Origin of the sequence: Pseudomonas sp. JAI120, assembly GCF_014207255.1 — a bacterium.
In the GTDB taxonomy this organism is placed as follows: domain Bacteria; phylum Pseudomonadota; class Gammaproteobacteria; order Pseudomonadales; family Pseudomonadaceae; genus Aquipseudomonas.
The window spans coordinates 840,104-865,158 of sequence record NZ_JACHCZ010000002.1 but is presented as its reverse complement, the minus strand read 5'-3'; the positions used below and the strand labels follow the sequence as shown (position 1 = coordinate 865,158).

Below are 25,055 nucleotides of genomic sequence, written 5' to 3'. Positions count from 1 at the left end.
TTGCCACAGCACCCCTTGGAGAGCGCCATGTCCGCTGATCTCGAGCATATCCGTCAAATCATGCGCGAGGCTGACTGCCTGTACACCGAAGCGCAAGTCGAAGCAGCGATCGCCAAGGTTGGCGCACACATCACTCGCGAAATGGCCGACACCAACCCGGTGGTCTTCTGCGTGATGAACGGTGGCCTGATTTTCGCCGGCAAATTGCTGACTCACCTGCAATTCCCGTTGGAAGCGTCTTACCTGCACGCCACTCGCTATCGCAACGAAACCACCGGCGGCGACCTGTTCTGGAAAGCCAAGCCGGAAGTCTCGTTTATCGACCGCGACGTGTTGATCATCGACGACATCCTCGATGAGGGCCACACCCTGGGTGCGATCATCGACTTCTGCAAACACGCTGGCGCACGCAAAGTGCACACCGCCGTGCTGATCGACAAAGACCACGACCGCAAGGCCCGTCCCGAGTTGAAAGCCGATTTCGTCGGCTTGCCATGCATCGATCGCTACATCTTCGGTTACGGTATGGATTACAAAGGCTACTGGCGCAACGCCAATGGAATCTACGCCGTCAAAGGTATGTAACGTATGACGCACTTTCTTGATCAGACGCTGTTTGCCGAGCTGGCCGAGAAAGCGGGCGCCAGCCCGCGTGGTCGGCATCATCACAACTTCCATCAAATGGAAGAGCCGTGCCATCGCCTGGCCGTGGGTCTGCAGCCCAACACGTATGTGCCGCCACATCGGCACTTGAGCGCTGACAAGGCGGAAACCTTGCTGGTCCTCCAGGGGCGCTTGGGCTTGCTGGTGTTCAGCGATACCGGCGAGGTGCTCGCCAAGCGGGTGATGCAGGCCGGCGGCGAATGCTCGGGCGTCGACCTGCCGCCCGGCGTGTTTCATGGCCTGGTGGTGCTCGCGCCCGACACGGTGATGTTCGAGTGCAAGGCCGGGCCTTATCGGCCGGTGGGCGAAGGCGAACTGGCTGATTGGGCACCTCGTGAAGGCGACGCCAACGTGGCCGAGTATCAACGCTGGATGCTTGCCCAGTTCGATTGAGCTACAGTGCTGGGCCACCTCTTGCGGAGCGGCCCATGAGCCTGTTGATACGCACCTGCGCCGCCCTGGCGTTGACCCTCAGTTTGCCCCTGGCGGCTGCTCCTGCACCGATGCACAACCAATTCCTGCCGGCCGACGACCTTGCCCTGCGCGCCGAGGCGCCTGACCAGCAGCAGTTGCTGCAAGTCACCGAGTACACCGTGGTGGTGGGCAACCAACGTCAATCCAACCAGCAACCGATCCCCGTGACCTCACCGCTGATGATCCGCCTCAAGGGCAAGTCCCTGAACAAGGGCGCGACCATCAACCAGGTGGTGCTCAACTTCGATGCCGAAAGCAAAAGCCTGAAAAAGCCGGCATACGATGAGAAGAGTAAAACCTTGACCCTGTCGTACCCGGTGGCCCAGTACCGAGTGATTGTCGACTTGCTGCGCAATGACACGGTGTATGTGCAGTTCCTCAGTTACGCCAACGGGCATATCTGGGCGGATTTGCATACCGGTGCTGTTCGTAGCAAATAGCAAAAACACTGAAGATCCAAGTGTGGGATGGGGGCAAGTCCCCTCCCGCATTGGTCCTCGAGCGCTTTCGAAGCCTGTGTTGCACAGGTAGACTTCAAACCCCGTGTAAATGTCTGCTGGCTGGAGTCGGTAATGCGTAAAGATAAGAAACAGGTGATTGGTGACGAGATCGGCGACGATCAGATCAAGTTGTTCCTGGACTTCGAGCCGGTTGACGCGATTTCCCCGTCCCTGCACAAACTGATCAAGGCCTACCGTGGCCTGCGTATCGACGACTTCGAGCGCTTCCTGGTTTTCTTCAAGGAAGCCGGTTTGGACCTGGATGGCAAGGATGAGCACGGCCAGACCTTCGTCGACCTGATCAAGGACCAGCGTAACGCCGCCGAGTACATCGAGCTGATCGACAACGCCCGCGGCTGATGCTTCCTGGCCATAAAAAACGCCCCGTTCTCATCGCGAGAACGGGGCGTTTTTGCTTTTTACTGTAGGAGCGAGCTTGCTCGCGAAAAACCAGAGAACGCCGCGTTAAACCAGATGCGCGGCGTTAGCGTTAACGATCTTCGCGAGCAAGCTCGCTCCTATCGGTTTCGGCGGCAGGTTCAACCAGCTCCAGGCTGATGTTGTTCTGCGCGTTGATCTTGCGATACAGCTCAGCATCAGTCTCCAGGACCTTCTCCCGAGCCGGGAAGATCTCGTGCAGCTTGGTCGCCCACTCACCGGCAGCTTTCTGCGGGAAGCAACGCTCGATCAGGTCCAGCATGATCGACACCGTCACCGAAGCGCCTGGGGAGGCACCCAGCAGCGCTGCCAGTGAACCGTCCTTGGCCGCGACCAGCTCGGTGCCAAATTGCAGCACGCCGCCTTTCTTCGGGTCCTTCTTGATGATCTGCACCCGTTGGCCGGCCACTTCCAGGCGCCAGTCTTCAGCTTTGGCTTCCGGGTAGAAACGACGCAGGGATTCCAGGCGCTGCTCCATCGATTGCATCACTTCGCTGACCAGGTACTTGGTCAGGTCCATGTTATCGCGGGCCACAGCCAGCATCGGGCCGATGTTGCCGGCGCGAACCGACAGCGGCAGGTCGAGGAACGAGCCGTGCTTGAGGAACTTGGTGGTAAAGCCGGCGTACGGCCCGAACAGCAGGGATTTCTTGCCGTCGACTACGCGGGTGTCCAGGTGCGGCACGGACATCGGCGGCGAGCCCACGGCAGCCTGGCTGTAGACCTTGGCCTGGTGGTGCTTGACCACTTCCGGGTTGTCGCAACGCAACCACTGGCCGCTGACCGGGAAACCGCCAAACCCTTTGCTTTCTTCGATACCCGAGGCTTGCAGCAGCGGCAGGGCCGCGCCACCGGCGCCGAGGAACACGAACTTGGCGTCCACTTCGCGGCTGTTGCCGCTGTTGACGTCCTTGATGCTCACGGTCCAGCCCGCACCGTTACGCTTGAGGCCGGTCACGCGCTTGCTGTACTTGACCTGGGCGTCCGGGGAGCTGGTCAGGTGAGCGAGCAACTGGTTGGTCAGGGCGCCGAAGTTGACGTCGGTGCCGTTCATCACGCGGGTGGCCGCGATTTTTTCGTCAAGCGGGCGGCCCGGCATCATCAGTGGCATCCACTCGGCCATCTCGTTGCGGTCTTCGGTGTAGTGCATGTCCGAGAACGCATGGTGCTGGCTGAGGGTTTCAAAGCGCTTCCTGAGGAACTCCACGCCTTTTTCGCCCTGCACGAAGCTCAGGTGCGGCACCGGGCTGATAAAGGACTTGGACGAGCCAAAGGTGCCCTTCTTGGTCAGGTAGGCCCAGAACTGCTTCGACACCTCGAACTGGGTGTTGATGTGTACGGCTTTCTTGATGTCGATGGAGCCATCGGCGGCCTGGGGCGTGTAGTTCAGCTCACACAGCCCGGCGTGGCCGGTACCGGCGTTGTTCCACGGGTTGGAACTCTCCGCGGCACCCGAGTCCATCAGCTCAACGACTTCCAGCTTGAGGCCGGGGTCGAGCTCTTTGAGCAGTACGGCCAGGGTGGCACTCATGATGCCGGCCCCTACCAGTACTACGTCGACTGCTTCGTTATGCGCCATTTAACGCGTCTCCAAAATCTGCAGCACCAAATTGACGGCATGGCTGCCAGGAGTGACGGGGCGGTTCACGTGTTGCCCCAGGGTACCCATGGCCAGGATCGCCATGTCCGTTTCGCAATTCTTTGCAACTTCAGCGCACGCTTCCTGCCCGGCCTGATCTGCCTATGAACGCATTCATGGGCGGCTGTGGCAATTCGACTTATGGTCAAAGCGTGCGATTCGTGCAATCAATCCGTAGCGGACAGGCTCAAGCTCCGGTGTTTGCGGAGTACTCGGGCCTGTGTGGTTGGGCTGTTCCAGACGCTGATGGTGCTTGTACAAACGCCAAACTATTCATTTGCTCGCCACACTCTTGTGAAGTTGTGAAAACCCGTTTTTTTCACGCTCTTTTGAAGACGTGAACCTCAAAAAAGGGCTACCCCGGCCTGGCACCTGGCCCGCAAACCTCTGCCGACACGCGGCAAAACGGGCAAACAACTCAAGTGGCCGAGCGCAATGGCAGCTCTGGCAGATTCGGTAAAGGCGGGTGGTTTGCAAAGGAAACAGCAAGCGCGCCAGCTTCACTCGATCTGTGTGGGCGGCTCTCTGTGGGCGATTCTTGGGGGTTAATACCGAGGCATTAACGATGCTGCGAGGCCCGATCAGGAGACGTCCTTATAATCGGGGGGAGATTGTAGCGAAGAACGTCAGGGAAATGGACGTGTTTTATGACTTTTATTAGGCGTTCGGTCAGGCGGCCAACGCCTGGTGGCGGGACGACCGCGCCGGGCGTGGGCTTACACGGGCGCGGGCCGGCAATGGATGATGCATCCAGCTCAGGCGAATTTCTTCGATTTCCACCCAGCCTTCGCCGACGGGAGGCTGGCAGCACTCTTTGAAGGCCTGGCAACGGCCTTGCGCATCGAGCAGGGCAAACTGGCGAAGGGCGGGCTTGCGCGTAAACAGCGACCAGAGAAAATGCATGGCGATAGACCTCCTAAGATTGGGGCCAAGCATGCCCGTCGGGGATGACGAGCGGATGTAACGGCTATTACATATCGGTGACAACGAACCGCCGCCGGGGCGACCGGTCATAGGTTGTAACTGACGCTAGTTCCCTGCGGGCGCGCCCCGCTATACTGCCCGCCTGTCGGTACCTGATTTCTGGAGAGAAGCGCATGTTGCAACGCCTGTTGTTCGGTTTGATCACTGTGACCAGCTTGACCCTGGTTGGCTGCGCCAACAGCCCGCAGCAACTGAGCCCGGAACCGAAAATCACCACGCAACTGGCCCCGGTGGGCCACGGCCAGCCGGTGTCGGTACGGGTGGTGGACGGTCGTCCTTCGCCGACACTCGGTTCGCGCGGTGGCCTGTACCCGGAAACCGCCCTGGTGTCGGTGAACGCTCAAGACGTGCTGCCCAAGCTGCAAGCCCAGGCCGAAGCAGCTGTGCGCCTGCTGGGGTTCACCCCCAGCCCCAACGCGCCGGGCGCTCCGCAGTTGACGATCACCCTGGCCGAATTGAAGTATCAGTCGCCTAAAGACGGTCTTTACGTGACCGAGGCGTCCATTGGCGCCACCTTCAAGTCCGACGTCACCGCCGGCACTCGTCGCTACAGCGGCCGTTACGGTGCTTCGCTGAACCAGCGTTTCGGCATGTCGCCTAACCAGGAAACCAACACCAAGCTGGTCAGCGACGTCCTGAGTGACGCCTTGACCCGCCTGTTCAAGGACCCAAGCATCGGTTCATTGCTCAGCGCGCAGTAACCGCTCAAACAAAAAACCGGGCTCAGCGATGAGTCCGGTTTTTTTATGCCTTCAGTTTCACGCGGCCGTGTCGATACAAAAGTCCAGCATGCTCACCCCCGTCAACAGATCGGCCTCCGGCAAGTCCGCATGCTGGTGCCCGCCAAGGGCGCAATACACCAGCCAGTGGCGGTCCTGCACGTTGAACGCCAGGCCGCCGATCAGCGCCTCTTGCTCGTCGCTTGGGGCTATCAGATACAGCCGATCCTGGTTGTGCGCGTGCAGCATGACAAGCTCCTGAATGTTCGAAGGGCAACAGAGTGGCTTGTTAAGGTGACGTTCAGGTGACGCCGTAAATTACTGGATACATTAGCCGTCCATGGGAGAGGGAGCGGTTTGGCGCTGGCTGCCACTACCGTTCAGGTTGATATCTGAACCGATACCCAGACACCGTTTCACCCGAGGTTTGCGATGGCGCTGCCCGCACTGTTGATCAATGTTGTGGCTTTATTGGTGGCCTGCCCAGGCGCAGCGCTGCTGTTCATCACCCGCCTGCGCCAGCAACGCGCCATGGCTGATCTGGCTGCGCAAAGTGAAGAGCGCGCAATTGACCAGCCCATGCTGTTCCTGGATGTGCGCACCGAGCGGGCGAATCGTGTGGCTTACCGCATTGGGTTCGCCTGCCTTGGGTTGGCGCTGGCTATTTCCTGGCTCAGCACCCGAATCTAAAAAACCGCCGCTCCCACATTTTTTTGATCGGTAGTTACAGCGGGATTCCAGCCTTGACCCGATACTGATTGCGCACTGGCGTCGCGTATTGCACCACCAGGAACGGCCGGTGCTCGGCCGGGCATTCGCTCAGGCGCCGCTCCCACTCTGCCTTTGCCTTGGCCAGTTCGTCCGCCGGGAACACGTCGGCCGCCTTTGGCACCTGCAACTGCGGGTCGGCATCGCTCCATTGGGCGTAGGCCAGGTAGTGCACCGGGAACAGCCGATAGCCGCCGAGAATCTGCCGATCCATTTCCACGGCCAGCACTTTGGTGTCTTCGAAGCGCTCGGTAATCGGCGGTGCAAAGTTGATATGTACACGGCCTTTGTAGCCAGTGATGCCCAGGGCAATACTGACGTCATCTTCGCCCGGTGCCTTGACGTAGGTGCCGGTGGTGGCGCGAATATACAGCTCACGTGCTTTGGCGGCATCGCACGGGTCGTACTCGTAGCTGATGGACACCGGCGTCAGGTTAAGTGACTGGATCACCTCAGCAAACGGCTCGTCCTTGCGGCTGACATGGAACATCTTGAGGATCGCCGACTCGGTGCGGTCATCCCCATCCTTGGCGCGGCCTTCGGCCTGGGCGATCCAGATCGACTGGCAGTCGTTGCGGATCGAATGGTTGATATAAGCCGACAGCAGGTTGAACGCCGCCATCTTCTCCTTTCGCCCGGTGATCGAGCGGTGCACGATGAAGCTCTTGTTCAGGCGCATCAGGTCGCTGACAAACGGCTTTTGCAGCAGGTTGTCGCCGATGGCGATGCGTGGCGTCGGCAGGCCGGCATGGTAGACGGCATAGTTGACAAAGGCCGGATCCATCACGATGTCGCGGTGGTTGGCCAGAAACACATAGGCAGTGCCCGATTTGAGCTGTTCCACGCCGGTATAGGTCACGCCGTCGGTCGCCCGGTCAATGGTGTGGTCGACGTAATACTCGACTTTGTCCTGCAGCGTGGCCACGGTGGTGACACCGGCGAACTCACGGCGCAGTTTGCGCGCGATCATCGGCTTGAGCAGCCAGCCAAGAGTGCCGGCAAAGCGCGGGAAGCGGAAGTGGGTCAGGATGTCCAGAAAGGCCTTGTCACTGAACAGCCGTGCCAGCACTGCCGGGACTTCGCTGTCGTTGTAAGGTCGGATGGTATCGAATTCGCCCATCATGCTCTCTTGTTAGAAACGGCTAGGGTAAGTAAAGGAAATACCAGGGTGTGGCCCAGGTAATTGACCCGGCCGGAAAATAGCCCTGTAAATAGACCGGCGATTATACGCACAAGTCACTTGGGAGACTGCGATGCTGGAAACTGCGCTGTACGATTGTCCTTATTGTGGTGAAGCGGTAGAGACCGCGGTGGATCTATCCGGCGGTGATCAGACGTACATAGAAGACTGTCAGGTGTGTTGCCGACCGATTATTTTCAACCTACAGGTCCATGGTGAAGAGTGGATGCTCGAAACCCGCAGTGAAAACGAATAACAGGTACGCCCATGCAGCGAATCTACGAACCGGAAAACCTGATGGAAGGCGAGCTGTTGCAACAAATGCTTGCCAGCGAGGGCATCGAGGCGCACCTGGTAGGGCGCCATTTGCTCGGCGGTACGGGGGAGTTGCCGATCTTTGGCCTGCTGGGGCTGGAAGTGGCTAACGACCGGGCGGCTGAAGCCCGCGAGCTGATTACCGCCTATATCGGCGCGCAACCCCTGCCCGGCGATGAACCCGACAGCTTCCCCGACGTATTGGTCTGTTAGGCTGTCGGTCGGTTTACCCAAGAGTCGTGTTACCCCATGTGTGGACGTTATGCCCTGTTTCGCTGGAGCCCTACCTTTGCTGCCTTGCCTGGCTTCCCGGCCGACCAGCAGGCCCAGTGGAACATCTCCCCGAATGATTCGGTGCTGATCCAGCGCCAGAACGAAGGCCAGCGCACCCTGGCCCGGGCGCGCTGGGGCCTGACGCCGCCCTGGCTGACGGACCTTTCCCGCACGCCGGCCCATGCCCGTGCCGAAACCCTGGCCGAACAACCGATGTTTCGCGAAGCGTTTCGCCAGCGCCGTTGCCTGCTGCCGGCCAACGGTTTCTATGAATGGCGCGGCACCCAGCGCAAACGCCCGTACTGGCTGACGCCGGGGGAGGGCTCCACCTTGTTTTTTGCCGCGATCTGGGAGGCATACCCGGTGCAGGAGCAGGTGTGGCTGAGCACGGCAGTGGTGACCCAGGCCGCCCAGAGTCAGCGCCGGCCGTTGATTCTGGATGCGGCGGGGCAGGCCGCCTGGCTCGATCCCGAGACGCCCTTGCATGTGTTGCAAGGCTTGTTGGCCAGTGAGCCGGTCGCGTTGCGCGAGCGGGTCCTGGCCAACATGGTCAATGATCCCAAGCTCAACGGGCCGGAGTGCCTGACCCCGGCCTGAGCCTGAGGCCGATTGCTCGCTGAATTGTCGGATGTGTGAGATGTATCCGAAATTCATCGGTTACGCGTCTGGTGTATCTGGCGCCGATACAAATGAGCGCCTACGATACGCGCCATGTTTTCAGGGCGTCTTTTCAGGGAGAGTGTATTGATGAAGAAATCATTGGCGGTAAGTGTATTGGCTGCGGCGATGCTGCTGGCCGGGTGTCAGTCGGTCAACACCACCAGCGGCGGCGCCGTCGGGGTTGAGCGCAAGCAATATATGTTCAGTATGCTGTCGAGCCAGGAAGTCGACCAGATGTACGCCCAGTCCTACCAGCAGACCCTGGGCGAGGCCAGTAGCAAAGGCCAACTGGACAAGACCAGCGCCAATGCCAAGCGCGTGCAGGCGATCGCCAATCGCCTGATCGCCCAGGCGCCCACCTTCCGCCCGGATGCGGCGCAGTGGAAGTGGGAAGTGAACCTGATCAAGAGCGATGAGATGAACGCCAACTGCGGGCCTGGCGGCAAGATTTTCGTGTACAGCGCGTTGATCGACAACCTCAAGCTCACCGATGATGAACTGGCTGCGGTGATGGGCCATGAAATCGCCCACGCCTTGCGTGAGCACGGCCGCGAAGCCATGTCCAAGGCCTACGGCATCGAGATGGCCAAGCAGGGCGCCGGTGCGCTGTTCGGCCTGGGCCAGGACAGCCTGGCGCTGGCCGATACCGTGGCCAACTACGGCATGACCTTGCCCAACAGCCGCAGCAATGAAAACGAAGCGGACCTGATCGGTCTGGAACTGGCGGCTCGCGCCGGCTACAACCCGAACGCGGCCATCACGCTGTGGAACAAGATGGCCAAGGCTTCGGAAGGCGCGCCGCCTGAATTCATGAGCACTCACCCGGCCTCCGACAGCCGGATCGCCTCGTTGCAGGCGGCGATTCCGAAGGTGATGCCGCTCTACCAGAAGGCCAAGAAGTCCTAAGACTTCAACTACAAGTAGCAAGCTTCAAGCTGCAAGAAAAAGCACTGCTTCTTCCTGCAACTTGAGGCTTGAAGCTTGCAGCTAGATCCAGCCACTGCTCTGCATGGCCTTGTACACCGCCACGATGGCCAGGACAAAAAACGCCGTAGCCGCCAGTCGACGAATCAACGTCAGCGGCAGTTTCTCCGCCGCAAAATTCCCCGCCAGAACCACCGGTACGTTGGCAATCAGCATGCCCAGGGTGGTGCCGATAATTACCAGCCACAGCTCCGGATATTGCGCCGCCAGCATCACCGTGGCGATCTGGGTCTTGTCCCCGATTTCCGCCAGGAAGAATGCAATCAGTGTGGTCAGGAACGGCCCGAACTTGCGGGAGGTGCTGGCTTCGTCATCGTCGAGTTTATCTGGCACCAGGGTCCACAGCGCGGTGGCGCAGAAGCTGGCCGCGAGAATCCAGTGCAATACCGCATCCGAGAAGAAACTTCCGAACCAGGCCCCCACGGCACCGGCCGCCGCATGGTTGGCCAGGGTCGCGGCAACGATGCCGGCGATGATCGGCCAGGGCTTGCGAAAGCGTGCGGCAAGGATGAGCGCGAGCAGTTGCGTCTTGTCGCCGATTTCGGCCAAGGCAACGATTGCGGTAGGAACGAGTAATGAATCCAGCATCAGGTAGGCTTCCAGGGGCGGGTCGACACGGCTATGACACGTACAGCCTTCCCGCCCCGGGTAAGGTGTGCGTGTCATAGGTCTTGTCAAACCCCGGTCCGTCTGTGCGGACTCCTGGGTCGCATACGCCATGGCCTGTTGACCAAGTATGTTGACGTATGCCGGACGAGCGTGGCGCTCGTGGGAGACTACTCCCCTAGGACGGAGCGGATTCTGCCTAGGCAAAATCCATTCGGCAAGCCTTCTTTTTCAAATAGCCATCAGCCTCGCTTGGCGCGGTAGATGCGAAAACCATTGCCCTCGGCCTTGACTGCACACACGCCCAGGTGCTCCTCGATCAACGGCTGGTACTTAAGGAAACTGTTGGCAACCAGGCGAAGTTCGCCACCTTTTGCCAGATGTTTCGCCGCTTTTCGCAGCAGGTTCTCTGTGGCGAAATAGTCGGTGTGCACGCCGACATGGAACGGTGGGTTGCTCAAGATTGCATTCAACCCCATCGGCGCGGCGTCGATGCCGTCACCGGTCAATACCTCCGCTTCCAGGCCGTTGGCGGCCAGGGTCAAGCGGCTGCTGGCGGCGGCGAAAGCATCCACATCCAGCATCGTCACGGTATTGTGCGGGTAGCGACGTTTGACCGCCGCCCCCAGTACACCAGCGCCGCAACCGAAGTCGAGCAAATGGCCGCTCGGCAGTTTGTCCAAGTGCTCCAGCAATAACTCGGTGCCGCGATCCAGACGGCCGTGGCTGAACACGCCCGGCAGGCTCACCACCTTCAGCGGTCCCTCCGCCAGGGGCACCTCAAACACCTGCGCCAGGCTCTCCAGCTCGACCGCTTGCGGCGCGTTGGCCACGGTGATTTGCCACAGCTGGCAATGCCGCGCGCTGTCGAGCTTGCGTGGTTTGCCGAAGGGAATCATCTGTTTGGCGGCACTTTCGATACCGCCTTTTTTCTCCCCCACCAGGAACAGCTCGGCGCCGGGCAGGCGTGCGGCCACGGCGTTGAGCAGGTAGTCGGTGAGCTCCTTGGATTTGGGCAGGAAGATCACCGCTGCATCAAACCCACGCTCGGGCACGTTCACGCCGAATTGGCTGCGCTCCGGGAAGCGTGCTTCGAGCGCCGCCTGGTCGCCGGCATGCCAGCACCAGCCGTGGGCGTTGGGCAGCCGACCCAGCAGGTCATCGGCGGGCAAGCCCACCAGCAGCAGGTTGCCTTGAAAAAGTTCGGCCTGACGAAGCAGTACTTCACTGCGCGGATCCATGGTCTGCTCCTTGAAAAGGGGCGCAGTTTATCAACTGACGACGCGCAGCGGGGCGCCGCTGAAAAAGCCCCGGGCGTTTTCTGCCAGTTGGCCGACGATACGCTGGCGCGCTTCACGGCTGCCCCAGGCATTGTGGGGCGTGACGATCAATCGAGGAATATCGCCGGCCAGCAACGGGTTGCCATTGACCGGAGGCTCAACACTCAGCACATCGGTCGCTGCGCCGCCCAGGTGGCCGCTGCGCAAGGCATCGACCAGGGCTTGTTCGTTGATCAAACCACCACGGGCGGTGTTGACGATAAACGCGCCGGGCTTGAGCAGCGCCAATTCACGGGCGCCGATGAAGTCACGGGTGTGTTCATTGAGCGGGCAGTGCAAGGTGAGTGCGTCCACCTGCGCCAGCAATTCATCCAGCGGCACGCGGTCGGCACGGGCAGGGCGCCCGGGAATCGCGCCGAGTAGCACGCGCATCCCGAAGGCTTCGGCCAGGCGCGCCACGGCACTGCCCAACTCGCCATGGCCCAGCAGGCCGAGGGTCTTGCCTTCCAGCTCGACAATCGGGTGGTCCAGCAGGCAGAACTGCTTGGCCTCCTGCCATTTGCCGGCAGTCACATCCCGCTGATAGTCCTTCAGCCGCGTCGCCAGGTGGAGCAACAGCATGATCGTGTGCTGCGCCACCGACGGTGTGCCGTAGCCCTGGCAGTTGCTCACGGTGATGCCATGGGCGCGGGCGGCTTCCAGGTCAATGTTGTTGGTGCCGGTGGCCGAAACCAAGATCAACTTGAGTTCCGGGCAGGCCGCCAGGGTTTCGCGATTGAGTGGGATTTTGTTACTGATCGCCACCTGCGCGCCTTGCAGGCGCTCGACCACATTCTGCGGCGTGGTGCCCGTCAACAGCTGCAAGTCGCTGAAACTGTCCCGCAACTCGCTGAGGTCGAGGTCGCCCAGATCCAGGGAGGGGTGATCAAGGAAGACGGCGCGGCGATTGTTCGTCATCAACTGTACCTTTTGCGACAGGGTTCGAAGGCGTAATCTGCCGAGCCTATCAGATGAAATAATCCGTTACTTAATGGAGTGAGTATGTACGCCGCCGAGTTTTTGACCGTAGCCCTGATTCACTTGCTGGCGGTGGCCAGCCCCGGCCCGGATTTCGCGGTGGTAGTGCGCGAGAGTGTGACCCACGGCCGCCGCGCCGGAACCTGGACTGCGTTGGGCGTGGGCTCGGCGATTTTCCTGCACGTGGGCTATTCGTTGCTCGGCATCGGCCTGATCGTGTCCCAGTCCATCGTGTTGTTCAACGCACTGAAATGGGCGGCGGCCGCCTACCTGCTGTACATCGGCTTCAAGGCCCTGCGCGCCAAACCAGCCAAGCCTGCCGCCGAGGGCGAGTTGCACCGCGAAGCGGGCGAGCGTACCCCGCGTGGCGCGTTTACCGCAGGCTTCGTCACCAACGGCCTGAACCCCAAGGCGACGTTGTTCTTCCTGTCGCTGTTCACCGTGGTGATCAACCCGCACACGCCGCTGGCGATCCAGGCCGGTTACGGCGTGTACCTGGCGGTGGCGACGGCGTTGTGGTTCTGCCTGGTGGCCATGCTGTTCAGCCAGCAACGCGTGCGCGCGGGTTTTGCGCGGATGGGGCATTGGTTTGATCGGACCATGGGAGCGGTGTTGATTGCGATTGGGGTGAAGTTGGCGTTTACCAGCGTGAAATAGGGCGGATGCTGGCGCAAAGCTAGCATTTGCGGCGGTCTGCAAATCATTCCTTTGGCTGATTTAGCTGAAACATAACCTCTCTACAGTGCAGGTCTTCAAGCCAAGACCGTGCAGTCATAAAAGGGATTCGTATGTTGCAGACCCGTGTTATTCCGCCCGCCGAAGGTGCGTATCAATACCCGCTGTTGATCAAGCGCCTGTTGATGTCCGGTACCCGTTACGAGAAGACCCGGGAAATCGTCTACCGCGACAAGCTGCGCTACACCTACCCGACCTTGATCGAGCGGGTCGCGCGCTTGGCTAACGTGCTCACCGAAGCCGGAGTCAAGGCCGGTGACACGGTGGCGGTGATGGATTGGGACAGTCATCGTTACCTGGAATGCATGTTCGCCATCCCGATGATCGGCGCGGTAATCCACACCATCAACGTGCGCCTGTCGCCGGAACAGATTCTCTACACCATGAACCACGCCGAGGACCGCTTCGTACTGGTCAACAGCGAGTTCGTGGGGCTCTACCAGGCCATTGCCGGGCAGCTCACCACCGTCGATAAGACCCTGCTGCTCACTGACGGCGAAGCCAAGACCGCCGAGCTGCCCAACCTGGTGGGTGAGTATGAAACCCTGTTGGCTGCCGCCAGCCCGAAGTACGACTTCCAGGACTTCGACGAACACTCCGTCGCCACCACCTTCTACACCACCGGCACCACCGGTAACCCCAAGGGCGTGTACTTCACTCATCGCCAGTTGGTGCTGCACACCATCGGCGTGGCGACCATCATGGGCAGCGTCGACAGCGTGCGCCTGCTGGGCACCAACGACGTGTACATGCCGATCACGCCGATGTTCCACGTGCATGCCTGGGGCCTGCCGTATGTGGCGACCATGCTCGGCCTGAAACAGGTCTACCCCGGCCGCTACGACCCGGAATACCTGGTGGAGCTGTGGCGCAAGGAGAAGGTCACCTTCTCCCACTGCGTGCCGACCATCCTGCAAATGGTGCTCAACGCCAAGGCCGCCCAAGGCGTGGATTTTGGCGGTTGGAAAATCGTCATCGGTGGCAGCGCCCTCAACCGTACGCTGTATGAGGCGGCAAAGGCCCGTGGGATTCAACTGACCGCCGCGTACGGCATGTCCGAGACCGGTCCGCTGGTGTCCTGCGCCCACCTCAACGAAGAACTGATGGCCGGCACCGAGGACGAGCGCATCACCTACCGCATCAAGGCCGGTGTGCCTGGGCCATTGGTGGAGGCGGCGATCATGGACGCTGAGGGTAACTTTCTGCCCGCCGACGGCGAGTCCCAGGGCGAGTTGGTCCTGCGCGCGCCGTGGCTGACCGAGGGTTATTACAACGAGCCGCAGAAGGGCGCCGAGCTGTGGGCGGGCGGCTGGATGCACACGGGCGACGTGGCCACCCTCGATGCATTTGGCGTGATCGATATTCGCGACCGCATCAAGGATGTGATCAAGACCGGCGGCGAGTGGATCTCCTCCCTGGCCCTCGAAGACTTGGTAAGCCGTCACCCGGCGGTACGCGAAGTAGCGGTGGTGGGCATCGCCGACCCGCAGTGGGGCGAGCGCCCGTTTGCGTTGTTGGTGGTGCGTGATGGCCATGAGATTGGGGCTCGCGAGCTCAAGGAACATCTCAAGCCTTTTGTCGAATTGGGCCATTTGAGCAAGTGGGCGATTCCGAGCCAGATTGCCGTTGTTACGGAAATTCCCAAGACCAGTGTCGGCAAGCTCGACAAAAAACGTATCCGCGTTGACATCATTGAATGGCAGGCCAACAACAGCACCTTCCTGTCCACCCTCTGAGCTGATTTGCCGTGCCCTCGTGGCACGGCGATGCTCTATCTCGCGCCTTCACTTGTGATTTGCCAATTTTCAGCCATCCTTGCCGCGTCGGCCTTCGCCGACATGGCGAAAGGACTGTGGCAGACGGGTTGGTGATGCAAATCACACTTTAGAGGGATCAAGCGGTACCCCCTGCTGGCTATAGTCCCACCCAGAGTTTTTCAAGGATGCGTCGCTTCGGGCCATGGAGGTTCAGTTGCCAGGCGGCATTGGAATCGTTGTATTCCGGCCGTTACAAGCATCACAGAAAGAACTCACTGCCATAACAATAATGCACATGGAGTAGCGTCGATGACCTCAGTAAACCAGTTCTGGCGCCGGGCAAGACTGCCCCTGGCCGTCAGTCTCGCCTCTACGCTCGCCGGGCCCGCATTCGGCGTCAGTTTCAATATCGGTGAAATCGAAGGGAGTTTTGACTCGTCGCTGTCTGTGGGGGCGAGCTGGTCGACAGCCAAGCCCAACCGTGACCTCATTGGCGTCAACAATGGTGGCAAGGGATTGTCCCAGACCTCCGATGACGGCCACTTGAACTTCAAGCGTGGGGAAACGTTTTCGAAGATATTCAAGGGTATCCACGATCTGGAACTGAAGTACGGCGATACCGGTGTGTTTGTGCGCGGCAAGTACTGGTATGACTTCGAACTCAAGGATGAAAGCCGTGAGTTCAAGGACATCAGCGATAACAACCGCAAAGAGGGCGCCAAGTCTTCTGGTGGGCAGATTCTTGATGCGTTTATCTACCACAACTATTCCATTGCCGATCAGCCCGGCAACGTGCGGTTCGGTAAGCAGGTAGTGAGCTGGGGTGAAAGCACCTTCATCGGCGGCGGCATCAACTCCGTCAACCCGATCGACGTGTCCGCATTCCGTCGTCCGGGTGCCGAAATCAAGGAAGGCTTGATTCCGGTCAACATGTTCTATGTGTCGCAAACCCTGACCGATAACTTGTCGGCAGAAGCGTTTTATCAGTTGGAATGGGACCAGACCGTTACGGATAACTGCGGGACGTTCTTCTCTCAGCCTGATGTTATTTCCGATGGCTGTACGGACAACCTCCGACTGCTCAGCAAACGTTCGTTCCTCGCGACTCAGCCTGGCGCGTTACCGCTGCTGAACAACTTTGGGGTCAACGTTAACGAAGAGGGCGTGCTGGTCAAGCGTGGGCCTGATCGTGATGCGCGCGACAGTGGTCAATTCGGCGTGGCGTTTCACTATAACTACGAACCGCTGGACACCGAGTTCGGCGCCTACTTCATGAACTATCACAGCCGGGCTCCGATTTTCAGTGCGCGGGGGGCGTCGGCTGCGACTTATGCAGCGGCCAACTCTCTGACACCTACGCCGGCGGTGGGCCTGCGTCCGCTCATTGTCGCGGGTAACTCCAGCTACTTTGTCGAGTACCCAGAGGATATCCGCCTTTATGGCTTGAGCTTCTCCACGACGTTACCTACCGGCACGGCATGGAGCGGAGAACTCAGCTACCGACCAAACGCTCCGGTGCAACTCAATACCACTGACATCCTCTACGCGGGCGTCACGCCGCTGATTGGTCTGGGCGCTGCTTCTCCGCTCAAGGGTGCTGCCGACACGGACCTGAACGGCTATCGCCGTAAGGAAATCACTCAGTTCCAGACAACCTTCACGCACTTTTTCGATCAGGTCATGGGTGCCAGTCGTCTTACGCTGGTCGGCGAAGTGGGCGTGACGCATGTGGGGGGCTTGGAAAGCCGCGACAAAGCGCGTTACGGGCGTGACCCTGTGTACGGCCCTGGACAAGGTGCTCTCTGTGCAACGCTTAACTCCGGCACGATCACCGGTGCCGGTCCTGGTGCCGATGCCAGCAACCGTACGGCTAACTGCAACAATGATGGCTTCACCACCTCCACTTCCTGGGGCTACCGTGGCCGCGCAATCTGGGAATACCCGGATGTCTTTGCCGGTGTGAATCTCAAACCCAACGTGGCGTGGTCCCATGACGTGAGCGGTTATTCGCCAGGTCCTGGTGGCAACTTTGAAGAGGGTCGCAAAGCGGTGAGCCTGGGGTTGGATGCTGAGTATCAGAACACCTACACAGCGAGCCTTGCCTATACCAACTTCTTTGGGGGCGACTTCAATACCTCGAGTGACCGCGACTTCGTCGCCCTGAGCTTCGGCGCGAACTTCTAAGCACACTGTATTTTCAGGAAGACCAGAACATGAAAATAACCAAAAGTCTGTTGCACGTGGGTGTGCTTGGACTGTCGATCCTGGCGAGCAATGTCATGGCGGCAGTGTCGGCGGATGAAGCCGCCAAGCTGGGCACGACCCTGACACCGATGGGTGCGGAAATGGCCGGTAACGCCGCCGGCACCATCCCGAAATGGTCGCCGATGCCGACCAACGCCGGCGCCGTGGATGCCAAAGGTTTCCTCGCCAACCCTTACGCCAGTGAGCAGCCGCAGTTCACCATCACCGCGCAGAACGTCGAGCAGTACAAAGACAAGCTGGCACCGGGGCAGTACGCGATGTTCAAGCGTTACCCGGAAACCTTCAAGATGCCGGTCTACCCAACTCATCGCGGCGCTACCGTGCCGGCCGATGTGTTCGCATCCATCAAGAAGAACGCCACCACCACCAACCTGGTGTCTGGCGGCAACGGCCTGGAGAACTTCGAAACCGCCATACCGTTCCCTATCCCGAAAAGCGGTGTGGAAGTGATCTGGAACCACATCACCCGTTATCGCGGGGGCAGCGTGACTCGTCTGGTGACCCAGGCCACGCCGCAAACCAACGGTTCCTACAGCTTGGTGTACTTCCGCGACCAGTTCGTGTTCCGCGACAAGATGAAGGACTTCGACCCGAAAAACCCAGGCAACATCCTGTTCTACTTCAAGCAGCAAGTGACCGCGCCGGCACGTCTGGCCGGTGGTGTGCTGCTGGTGCACGAAACCCTGGACCAGGTGAAGGAGCCGCGTTCGGCGTGGGTCTACAACGCCGGCCAGCGCCGTGTGCGCCGGGCACCGCAAGTGTCCTATGACGGGCCGGGTACCGCCGCCGATGGCCTGCGGACCTCCGACAACCTCGACATGTACAACGGTGCGCCGGACCGCTACGACTGGAAACTGGAAGGCAAGAAGGAAATCTACATCGCCTCCAACAGCTACAAGATCGACGATCCGAAGCTCAAGTACGCCGACATCATCAAGGCCGGCCACATCAACCAGGACCTGACACGCTACGAGCTGCGCCGTGTCTGGCACGTGGTCGCCACCTTGAAGGAAGGCCAGCGCCATATCTATGCCAAGCGTGACTTTTACATCGACGAAGACACCTGGCAAGCCGCAGTGATCGACCACTACGACGGCCGTGGCCAACTGTGGCGCGTTGCCGAGGCCCATGCCGAGAACTACTACGACAAGCAAGTACCGTGGTACGCCCTCGAAACCCTCTACGACCTGCAGTCCGGCCGTTACCTGGCACTGGGCATGAAGAACGAAGAGAAACAGGCCTATGACTTCGGCTTCACCGCCACCACCAGCGACTTCACCCCAGCGGCCCTGCGCCAGGAAGGTGTTCGCTAAATTCCACTAGCGCCTCAATGTGGGAGGGGGCTTACCCCCGATAGCGATGTGACAGTCAGCGCATGCATTGACTGATCCGCCTCTATCGGGAGCAAGCCCCCTCCCACTTTTTGTTTGTGGCGATATTTCTTGTCTCAGTTCTTTTTCAGGCAAATGTTGCAAAGATCTACAAACTCGCCGCTTTTACCGCTAGTCTGCGGTCATCTGCAATGCCGACAACAGCCTTCTACAAGAGCCCGGCGATGACTGATCTGTCCCGAATCCAAGGGCCCGCCAGTGCGGTAATCCCGACCCTGGAAGGCCGCTTCTACAGGCCTCCTCTACCCGACGGCTACGTGCTGCGCCCGCGGCTGTGTGAACGGCTGAGCGCCGGCCTGGAAGGGCGGTTGCTGCTGGTCAGCGCACCGGCTGGGTTCGGCAAGAGTTCGTTGGCGGTGGAGTTCTGCCAGGGCCTGCCGGCTCACTGGCAAAGCCTGTGGCTGGGCCTGAGCCCCCGGGACAACGAGCCCGGGCGTTTTCTTGAGCGTCTGCTCGAAGGGTTGCAGCACTACTTCCCGGCACTCGGCACCCAATCCCTGGGCCTGCTGAAAATGCGCCAGCGGCACCAACCCTTTGCATTTGAAGAATGGCTCGATGGTCTGCTCGATGAGCTGACCGTGCACCTGTCCACCTGTGCGCCTTTATTGCTGGTGCTGGATGACTACCATCTGGCCCAGGGACCGGTGCTGGACCGTTGCCTGCAATTTTTCCTCAACCATTTGCCCGATGGCCTGGTGCTGCTGGTCACCAGCCGCCAGCGCCCGGACTGGCATCTGGCGCGCTTGCGGTTGTCACGGCATTTGCTGGAGTTGCACGAGCAAGACCTGCGCCTGACCCATGCCGAATCCCAGGCCTTGCTGGATCGCCACAGCAATTCCTTGAGTGGTGAAGCCCTCGACAACCTCATCCGCCGCAGCGAAGGCTGGGTGGCCGGCCTGCGCTTTTGGTTGCTGGCGGCCTCCGAAGCCGGCAACGAGGACGCCCTGCCGCAAAGCCTGCACGGTGGGGAAGGGCTGATCCGCGACTACCTGCTGGAAGAAGTGATCGACTGCCTGCCGCCCGAAGTGCAAGCGTTCCTGTTCGACACCGCGCCCCAGGACCGTTTTTGCAGCGAGTTGTGCGATGCCGTGCGCGAAGCTCATGACAGCGCCGAGATCCTGCGTTACCTGCAAGCCCACCAGGTGTTCCTGGTGCCCTTGGACGAACAGGGGCATTGGTACCGTTATCACCATTTGTTCTCCGACCTGCTGCGCACCCGCCGCGCGAGCAGCAATGTATTGCCGGCCGCCAGCCTGCACCTGCGCGCGTGCCGTTGGTTCAACGCCCAGGGCTTGATCGACGAGGCGGTGGAGCAAGCATTGCGCGCCGGGCACCTCGACGTGGCGGCCAACCTGGTGCAGAACCTGTCCGAAGAACAACTGCTGGCCGAGCAGAATGTCGGCATGTTGCTGCGCTGGAAAATGGACTTGCCCGACAGCCTGCTGATCAGCACGCCGCGTCTGATTGTGCTGTACAGCTGGGCATTGGGGTTGGCCTGCCAGTTGGATGCGGCGGAGGAGTTATCCGCGTACCTCAGTCGCTTCCTGCCGGCGCCCTCGGCCACTGCACAGCGCTCGATGCTGGCCCAGTGGCTGGCGCTGAGCGGGATTATCGCCCGCGGCCGAGGTGAGCGTGAGTTGACTCAGCGCTATTGCAGCGAGGCGTTGGAAAGCCTGCCGCAACGGCGTTACGGCCAGCGCCTGGTGTGCCTGTCGACCCTGTCCAACCTGGCCATCGCTGATGGCGATTTGTGGCGTGCCCGTGGTCTGAACCGTGAATCCCTGGAACTGGCGCAGCGCGTCGGCAACCCATTGTTCGAAGCCCTGGCCCATTACGACCGTGCACGGGTACTACAGGCCCGTGGCGAAATCCTGCGCGCCCTCGATGAGGTGCGCCAGGGCCAGCAGCGCCTGCACGGCCTGGCACCGCAGCGACTGTATGCGGTGCGTGCGCGGCTGTCGCTCTACGAAGGCTACTTGCTGTTGGTGCGTAACCAGTCCGAAGCCGGCATCGCCCACCTGCGCGCGGGCGTGGCCGAGGCGCGGGCCTGTCGCGATATCAGCGTGCTGATCGGCCATTGCGTGATCGCCAGCTTCGAAGGGCGGCGCCATGACTTTCCCAGAGCCTTCGCCGAACTCGCCGAAGCCGAGCGTTTGATGCATATCTGGGATGTGCCGCCGATCTACTACCTGGCGATGATTACCCTGATCAAATGCGAACTGTGGCTGGCCCAAGGCCGCACCGACCTGGCGGATGCCTGGCTGACGCGGCTGGGCCAGACCTACAACGGCGAAAAAGCCGCCGCTGCACCGGAATTCCACCCGCACCTGCCGCAACATATCGGGCTGCAACAAGCCGCCCTCGATGCCGTGCGCCATCAGCCCCAGGCGGCGCTGGAGCGGCTTGAAGAATTGGCGCAACAGGCCCGCAACAGCGGGCGCCAGATGATTGCTCTGATGGCGCTGACCCAGCAGGCCCAGTTGCTGCTCGAGTGCGGTCAGGAAGCCAGGGCGCGGCCGGTGCTGGCCCAGGCGTTTGAGGCGGGCGCCGGGGGCGCGTTACAGCCGTTCCAACGCTTGTTGGACGGGTATCCGGACTGGATGCGCGAGCAATTGGGCAAAGACCCGCAAGGTCCGCTGCACCAGAGGCTGCTCGCACTTCTCCCGGCGGTTGTGACGCCCGAGGTCACGACCAGCCACGAAACCCTGAGCACGCGCGAGCTGGCGGTCTTGCAACTGATCGCCCAAGGCTGCTCTAACCAGGAGATCAGCAACCAGCTGTTTATCTCCCTGCACACCGTCAAGACCCACGCCAGCCACATCAACAGCAAACTTGGGGTGGAGCGGCGCACCCAGGCCGTGGCGCGAGCCAAGGCGATGGGCTTGCTGGCGTAAGTGCTGGGCGGTTTACGGTGCCGTCGGGCACTGGCCGGCTGACCTGTCGACCGCCTGCCTGACCTGAGCGGCAAAGCGCTTGATATTGTTTTGATGGGCGAGCACCACGTCATCGATGCTCGGCCCGGCGGGCGACTGCAATGTGGTCCGGCAGGTCAGCGGCGGGCGCTCGGTGCCGCCGGCCGGGCGTAGGCGCCATTTGACGTCGAGCAGCGCGTACTGGCCGGGTACGGAGTCAAAGCGCTGTACTTCAAGACGCAGCAACATCGATTGCCGAGGTTTGCTGTTGGCCAGTTGGTCCACCAGCGCACTCCTCAACTCATCCGCGAGGCTCGCGGCCCACCACTGGGTTTCCAGGATCGCCACGCCACTGTCGCCCTGGCGGATCACAATCTGCGGTCGGTCGACCTGGGGTGGAACGGTGATGCTTTCAATCCGGAGGGTGCCTGCGTCGGCTCCAGTGGCCGTATTCCAGTGCGCCGGGGTCAGCGTATGAAAGGTAATCGGAGTACTGCTGCACGCCGCCAGCAACATGAACATGCCGATCAAGGTGATTTTCAACGGAAACGTCATGGCGCTTGCTCCAGGGGTCATTTGCGCGGAGGTCCTTGCAGGTCCAGGGGCGCGGCGTTGTCGGGGCGACCGCGTATCAGCGATTCCGGGTGACGGCCCAGGTAGTCCGACAGTTCGCGCAGCGAGCGCGACATACGGCCCAGTTCATCCAGGGTCTGGGTCAGCTGCTCGCGCTGCGGTGAATCCTCGGCCAGGGTCGAGCTGGCCGATTGCAGCGTCTTGCTCACGTCAGCCAGGGTGTTCTGAACGCCGGGCAGGGTTTTGGCGTTGAATTGGGTCAGGCCTTTGCGCAGCTCGACCAGGTTGCTGTCGAGGTTGCCGGCAATGCGTTCGATCGGCAGTTGGTTGATCTTGTTGACGATGCTCTCGAGTTTTTCCTGCAACTGCTCCAGGTTGCCGGGAATGGTTGGAATGCTGACTGGGCGCAGGCTGGGGTCAAATTTGACCTTCTCGGCTTTCGGGTAGAAGTCCAGCGCGATGTATAACTGGCCGGTCAGCAAGTTGCCACTGCGCGCCTGGGCGCGCAGGCCATTTTCGATGAACGAACCGATCAGCCGTACGCCGGCGGCCTCGTCGTTGGGATTATGGTTCATGACCTTGAGCAGCTTGGTGTGGGCCTGCCCGAGCAACTGTGGATAGATCACGATGCCGACGTTGAGTGGGAAGCTGCGTTTATTGGCATCGAAGTCCAGGTTGATCGACACCACTTTGCCAAACTCGACACCGAGGAATTCCACTGGCGCACCGACCTTGAGCCCGCGCAAAGCCTGGTCGAATCGCAGGACCATGTATTGGCCCTCGCCGCTGGGTGGGGCGAGGGCGCTGTCTTGATCGTCGAAGAGCTCAAAGGTACGTGCTTCGTCGGCCGGTTTGTCGTTCGGGCTGTACGGCGGCGCCCGAAAGGCGATGCCACCGACCAGCATGGACGAGAGCGATTCGGTCTTCAGCGCAAAGCCATTGGCGCCCACGCTCAGGTCAACCCCGCTGGCATTCCAGAAACGCGTGTTTTCGGTGACATAGGCATCATTGGGCGCATGCACGAACACCTCGACATTGACACCCTTGCCTTCGGCATCCAGCTCGTAGGCCACCACCTGGCCGACCTCGATTTTGCGGTAGTACACCGGTGAGCCGATATCCAGCGAACCAAGGGTCTGCGTGTGCAGCGTGAAACGCTTGCCCGGTTCGCCGTAGGTGATGGGCGGCGGGTTTTCCAGGCCTTTGAACTGCTTGGCACGTGTCTCCGATTGGCCTATGTCGGCACCGATGTAGTCGCCGGAGAGCAGGGTGTCGATGCCGGATACACCGCCGGCGCCGATACGCGGGCGCACCACCCAGAACTGCGAGTCGGCGCGGGTGAAGCTTTCGGCCTGCTTGGCCAGTTGAACGGTGGCGTTGACGCTTTTCTGGTCGTCACTCAAGGCGACGTCGGTCACTTGGCCGATCACCACGTTGCGGTACTTGACCTCGGTTTTATTCGCGGTCAAACCGCTGCCGGTCTTGAAATTGAGGGTGATGGTCGGGCCCTGCTGGAGGACGCTGTGTACCACCAGCGAAATCCCCACCAGCACCGCGACGATCGGCACGATCCACACCAGCGAAACGCTGAAGCGCCGTGTCTTGATCGCAGGTGACCCTGGGGCTTGGGGGGTGTCAGTGGGATGTGACGTCATCCGAGGTCTCCTTGTTGTGCGGGTTTTCCCAGATCAGCCTCGGATCGAAGCTCATGGCGGCCAGCATGGTAAACACCACCACCAGGCCGAAAAACAGGATGCCCAGGCGCGGCTCGATGGTGCCCAGGGCCTGGAACTTCACCAGTGCGGCCACCAGCGCAACCACGATGACATCCAGCATGGACCAGTAACCAATCAGTTCGACGAAGCGGAACAGCTTCGAACGTTCCTTGCGTGCCCAAAGGCTATTGCGCTGCACGGTGACCAGCAGCAGGGTCAGGGACACAAACTTGATGCCGGGCACAGCGATGCTGGCGATGAAAATAATCAGCGCAATGTCCCACGCGCCATGCTGCCAGAACTCCAGGACCCCGCTCATGATGGTGCTGTCCGCCCCTGAGCCGAGCATGGTGGTGTTCATCACCGGCAGGAGGTTGGCCGGCACATAGAACGCCAGCGCGGTGAGCATGTAGGCCCAGGTGCGTGTCAGGGAACTGACCTTGCGCCGGTGCAAGGGCGCACCGCAGCGTTCGCATTCGGTCGGCCCGGCGCGCATGTCGCAGGACAATCCGCAGCTGTGACAGAGGCACAGATCGAGCTCACTGGCCGTCGGTGGTGTGTTCATACGGTGTCCCATAGGTCGCGCACATCACGTCCGGCAATGCGGATCAGCAACAGGCTGAGCACGGCCAGGGCAAACAGGCCGGTGCCGGGTATCACATCAAGCATGCCGGCCAGCTTGAACACCGCCACCATTGCCCCGAGCAGGCACACCTCCAGCATGCTCCAGGGCCGGAGCGCCTCCAGCCAACGCATGCACAGCCGGAACGCCGGTGAGCGCTTGCCCGCGAGGGCGAAACTCAAGACCCACGTCAATAGCAGCAACTGGAACACGGGCGCGATGATGATGGAAATGGCCGCCACCAGCGCGATAAAGGTGATCGGCCCCAGGCTCAGCGCTACTACCGAATCCCATAACGTGGCGCTGCTTTTCAGGCCTTGCAGGCTGATACTCATCACGGGATAGAAATTGGCGAAAGTCCACAGCACCGCAGCCGTCAGCGTCAGGGCGAGGCGCTGTTGCACCGACAGGCCGTTGTAGCGCTGGAGTACGCCAGCGCACCGTATGCAGTGGGCTTTTTGATGTCTGGCGAGCGTGACTTTTTCGTAAACACAGTCGCAGTGCTCGCAGATGATCAGTTGATTCGCCATGGAGATCGCTCCAACGCGGCACAGTGGCGGGGGGCTGGGTTGTTTTTCGATGGTG

The 25,055-nt window shown here is 60.8% G+C and carries 26 protein-coding genes and 1 riboswitch; of the genes, 15 read left to right on the top strand and 11 right to left on the bottom strand.

All coding sequences use genetic code 11. The features are described 5' to 3' along the window. The first annotated feature begins 27 nt into the window (after positions 1-27). From HDC32_RS15795 to HDC32_RS15780, 4 genes are all read left to right on the top strand, one after another. Positions 28-585: a hypoxanthine-guanine phosphoribosyltransferase gene (locus tag HDC32_RS15795; protein ID WP_131698412.1), complete on the top strand. Its 558-nt coding sequence runs from the start codon at positions 28-30 to the stop codon at positions 583-585. Positions 586-588: 3 nt separating this feature from the next. Further along, complete coding sequence (locus HDC32_RS15790) at positions 589-1,056, top strand: WbuC family cupin fold metalloprotein (RefSeq protein WP_167654733.1); 468 nt, start codon at positions 589-591, stop codon at positions 1,054-1,056. Positions 1,057-1,091: 35 nt separating this feature from the next. Beyond that, entirely contained in the window at positions 1,092-1,577 is a 486-nt protein-coding gene (locus HDC32_RS15785) for a hypothetical protein (RefSeq protein WP_131698410.1), read from the top strand. A gap of 132 nt (positions 1,578-1,709) precedes the next feature. Next, the gene (locus HDC32_RS15780) at positions 1,710-1,997 is read left to right on the top strand and encodes a PA4642 family protein (protein ID WP_145335328.1); all 288 of its coding nucleotides are present in this window, start codon (positions 1,710-1,712) and stop codon (positions 1,995-1,997) included. 130 nt (positions 1,998-2,127) lie between these two features. Here HDC32_RS15780 and mqo read toward each other — a convergent pair whose 3' ends face one another. Beyond that, positions 2,128-3,654, bottom strand: a complete 1,527-nt coding sequence (mqo, locus tag HDC32_RS15775) for a malate dehydrogenase (quinone) (protein WP_131698408.1) — start codon at positions 3,652-3,654, stop codon at positions 2,128-2,130. Between the two features lie 729 nt (positions 3,655-4,383). Next, positions 4,384-4,617: a hypothetical protein gene (locus tag HDC32_RS15770; protein WP_131698407.1), complete on the bottom strand. Its 234-nt coding sequence runs from the start codon at positions 4,615-4,617 to the stop codon at positions 4,384-4,386. Positions 4,618-4,811: 194 nt separating this feature from the next. Between HDC32_RS15770 and HDC32_RS15765 the strand changes: the two genes are divergently transcribed. Then, positions 4,812-5,399 (top strand): YajG family lipoprotein, encoded by a 588-nt coding sequence (locus HDC32_RS15765; RefSeq protein ID WP_131698406.1) that lies wholly within the window; start codon positions 4,812-4,814, stop codon positions 5,397-5,399. Between the two features lie 57 nt (positions 5,400-5,456). Here the strand turns inward: HDC32_RS15765 and HDC32_RS15760 are convergent, their stop codons facing one another. Further along, entirely contained in the window at positions 5,457-5,666 is a 210-nt protein-coding gene (locus HDC32_RS15760) for a hypothetical protein (RefSeq protein WP_090409383.1), read from the bottom strand. 183 nt (positions 5,667-5,849) lie between these two features. Between HDC32_RS15760 and HDC32_RS15755 the strand changes: the two genes are divergently transcribed. After that, positions 5,850-6,107, top strand: coding sequence for a hypothetical protein (locus tag HDC32_RS15755; protein ID WP_131698405.1), 258 nt, complete (start codon positions 5,850-5,852; stop codon positions 6,105-6,107). 34 nt (positions 6,108-6,141) lie between these two features. Here the strand turns inward: HDC32_RS15755 and HDC32_RS15750 are convergent, their stop codons facing one another. Continuing rightward, the gene (locus HDC32_RS15750) at positions 6,142-7,305 is read right to left on the bottom strand and encodes a 1-acyl-sn-glycerol-3-phosphate acyltransferase (protein WP_178116709.1); all 1,164 of its coding nucleotides are present in this window, start codon (positions 7,303-7,305) and stop codon (positions 6,142-6,144) included. A 133-nt stretch (positions 7,306-7,438) separates the two neighbouring features. Between HDC32_RS15750 and HDC32_RS15745 the strand changes: the two genes are divergently transcribed. The 4 genes from HDC32_RS15745 to HDC32_RS15730 all read left to right on the top strand — a co-directional run bounded on the left by HDC32_RS15745 (position 7,439) and on the right by HDC32_RS15730 (position 9,519). Beyond that, a complete protein-coding gene (locus tag HDC32_RS15745) occupies positions 7,439-7,621 on the top strand; it encodes a CPXCG motif-containing cysteine-rich protein (RefSeq protein WP_027604787.1) in 183 nt (60 codons plus the stop codon). An 11-nt stretch (positions 7,622-7,632) separates the two neighbouring features. Then, positions 7,633-7,893 carry a putative signal transducing protein gene (locus HDC32_RS15740; RefSeq protein ID WP_131698403.1) on the top strand — a complete coding sequence of 87 codons (261 nt, stop codon included), beginning with the start codon at positions 7,633-7,635 and terminating at the stop codon, positions 7,891-7,893. Between the two features lie 36 nt (positions 7,894-7,929). Continuing rightward, entirely contained in the window at positions 7,930-8,550 is a 621-nt protein-coding gene (locus HDC32_RS15735) for an SOS response-associated peptidase (RefSeq protein WP_184744637.1), read from the top strand. Between the two features lie 150 nt (positions 8,551-8,700). Next, the gene (locus HDC32_RS15730) at positions 8,701-9,519 is read left to right on the top strand and encodes a M48 family metallopeptidase (RefSeq protein ID WP_131698401.1); all 819 of its coding nucleotides are present in this window, start codon (positions 8,701-8,703) and stop codon (positions 9,517-9,519) included. Between the two features lie 81 nt (positions 9,520-9,600). Here the strand turns inward: HDC32_RS15730 and HDC32_RS15725 are convergent, their stop codons facing one another. The 3 genes from HDC32_RS15725 to HDC32_RS15715 all read right to left on the bottom strand — a co-directional run bounded on the left by HDC32_RS15725 (position 9,601) and on the right by HDC32_RS15715 (position 12,440). Beyond that, positions 9,601-10,185 carry a TMEM165/GDT1 family protein gene (locus HDC32_RS15725; protein WP_092487038.1) on the bottom strand — a complete coding sequence of 195 codons (585 nt, stop codon included), beginning with the start codon at positions 10,183-10,185 and terminating at the stop codon, positions 9,601-9,603. Positions 10,186-10,274: 89 nt separating this feature from the next. Next, positions 10,275-10,394: riboswitch (yybP-ykoY riboswitch) on the bottom strand. 51 nt (positions 10,395-10,445) lie between these two features. Continuing rightward, the gene (locus HDC32_RS15720) at positions 10,446-11,444 is read right to left on the bottom strand and encodes a class I SAM-dependent methyltransferase (protein WP_184744635.1); all 999 of its coding nucleotides are present in this window, start codon (positions 11,442-11,444) and stop codon (positions 10,446-10,448) included. A gap of 30 nt (positions 11,445-11,474) precedes the next feature. Beyond that, the gene (locus HDC32_RS15715) at positions 11,475-12,440 is read right to left on the bottom strand and encodes a 2-hydroxyacid dehydrogenase (protein WP_184744633.1); all 966 of its coding nucleotides are present in this window, start codon (positions 12,438-12,440) and stop codon (positions 11,475-11,477) included. An 84-nt stretch (positions 12,441-12,524) separates the two neighbouring features. On the opposite strand from HDC32_RS15715, the gene HDC32_RS15710 reads away from it, so the two are divergent. From HDC32_RS15710 to HDC32_RS15690, 5 genes are all read left to right on the top strand, one after another. After that, complete coding sequence (locus HDC32_RS15710; protein WP_131698398.1) at positions 12,525-13,157, top strand: LysE family translocator; 633 nt, start codon at positions 12,525-12,527, stop codon at positions 13,155-13,157. A gap of 131 nt (positions 13,158-13,288) precedes the next feature. Next, positions 13,289-14,971: a fatty acid--CoA ligase gene (locus HDC32_RS15705; RefSeq protein ID WP_131698397.1), complete on the top strand. Its 1,683-nt coding sequence runs from the start codon at positions 13,289-13,291 to the stop codon at positions 14,969-14,971. 330 nt (positions 14,972-15,301) lie between these two features. Continuing rightward, positions 15,302-17,176, top strand: coding sequence for a DUF1302 domain-containing protein (locus tag HDC32_RS15700; protein ID WP_131698396.1), 1,875 nt, complete (start codon positions 15,302-15,304; stop codon positions 17,174-17,176). Between the two features lie 29 nt (positions 17,177-17,205). Next, the gene (locus tag HDC32_RS15695) at positions 17,206-18,570 is read left to right on the top strand and encodes a DUF1329 domain-containing protein (RefSeq protein ID WP_131698395.1); all 1,365 of its coding nucleotides are present in this window, start codon (positions 17,206-17,208) and stop codon (positions 18,568-18,570) included. Between the two features lie 242 nt (positions 18,571-18,812). Further along, complete coding sequence (locus tag HDC32_RS15690) at positions 18,813-21,542, top strand: LuxR C-terminal-related transcriptional regulator (RefSeq protein ID WP_184744631.1); 2,730 nt, start codon at positions 18,813-18,815, stop codon at positions 21,540-21,542. Between the two features lie 12 nt (positions 21,543-21,554). Here the strand turns inward: HDC32_RS15690 and HDC32_RS15685 are convergent, their stop codons facing one another. From HDC32_RS15685 to HDC32_RS15670, 4 genes are read right to left on the bottom strand one after another with little or no spacing between them, the layout of a single operon-like run. Then, the gene (locus tag HDC32_RS15685; RefSeq protein ID WP_131698393.1) at positions 21,555-22,115 is read right to left on the bottom strand and encodes a membrane integrity-associated transporter subunit PqiC; all 561 of its coding nucleotides are present in this window, start codon (positions 22,113-22,115) and stop codon (positions 21,555-21,557) included. Positions 22,116-22,132: 17 nt separating this feature from the next. After that, a complete protein-coding gene (locus HDC32_RS15680) occupies positions 22,133-23,788 on the bottom strand; it encodes an intermembrane transport protein PqiB (RefSeq protein WP_131698392.1) in 1,656 nt (551 codons plus the stop codon). Beyond that, the gene (locus HDC32_RS15675; protein WP_145335315.1) at positions 23,769-24,413 is read right to left on the bottom strand and encodes a paraquat-inducible protein A; all 645 of its coding nucleotides are present in this window, start codon (positions 24,411-24,413) and stop codon (positions 23,769-23,771) included. The genes HDC32_RS15680 and HDC32_RS15675 overlap by 20 nt, the downstream gene beginning before the upstream one ends. Then, entirely contained in the window at positions 24,410-25,000 is a 591-nt protein-coding gene (locus tag HDC32_RS15670; RefSeq protein WP_131698390.1) for a paraquat-inducible protein A, read from the bottom strand. Before HDC32_RS15670 ends, HDC32_RS15675 begins: the two co-directional genes overlap by 4 nt. Positions 25,001-25,055: the final 55 nt, after the last annotated feature.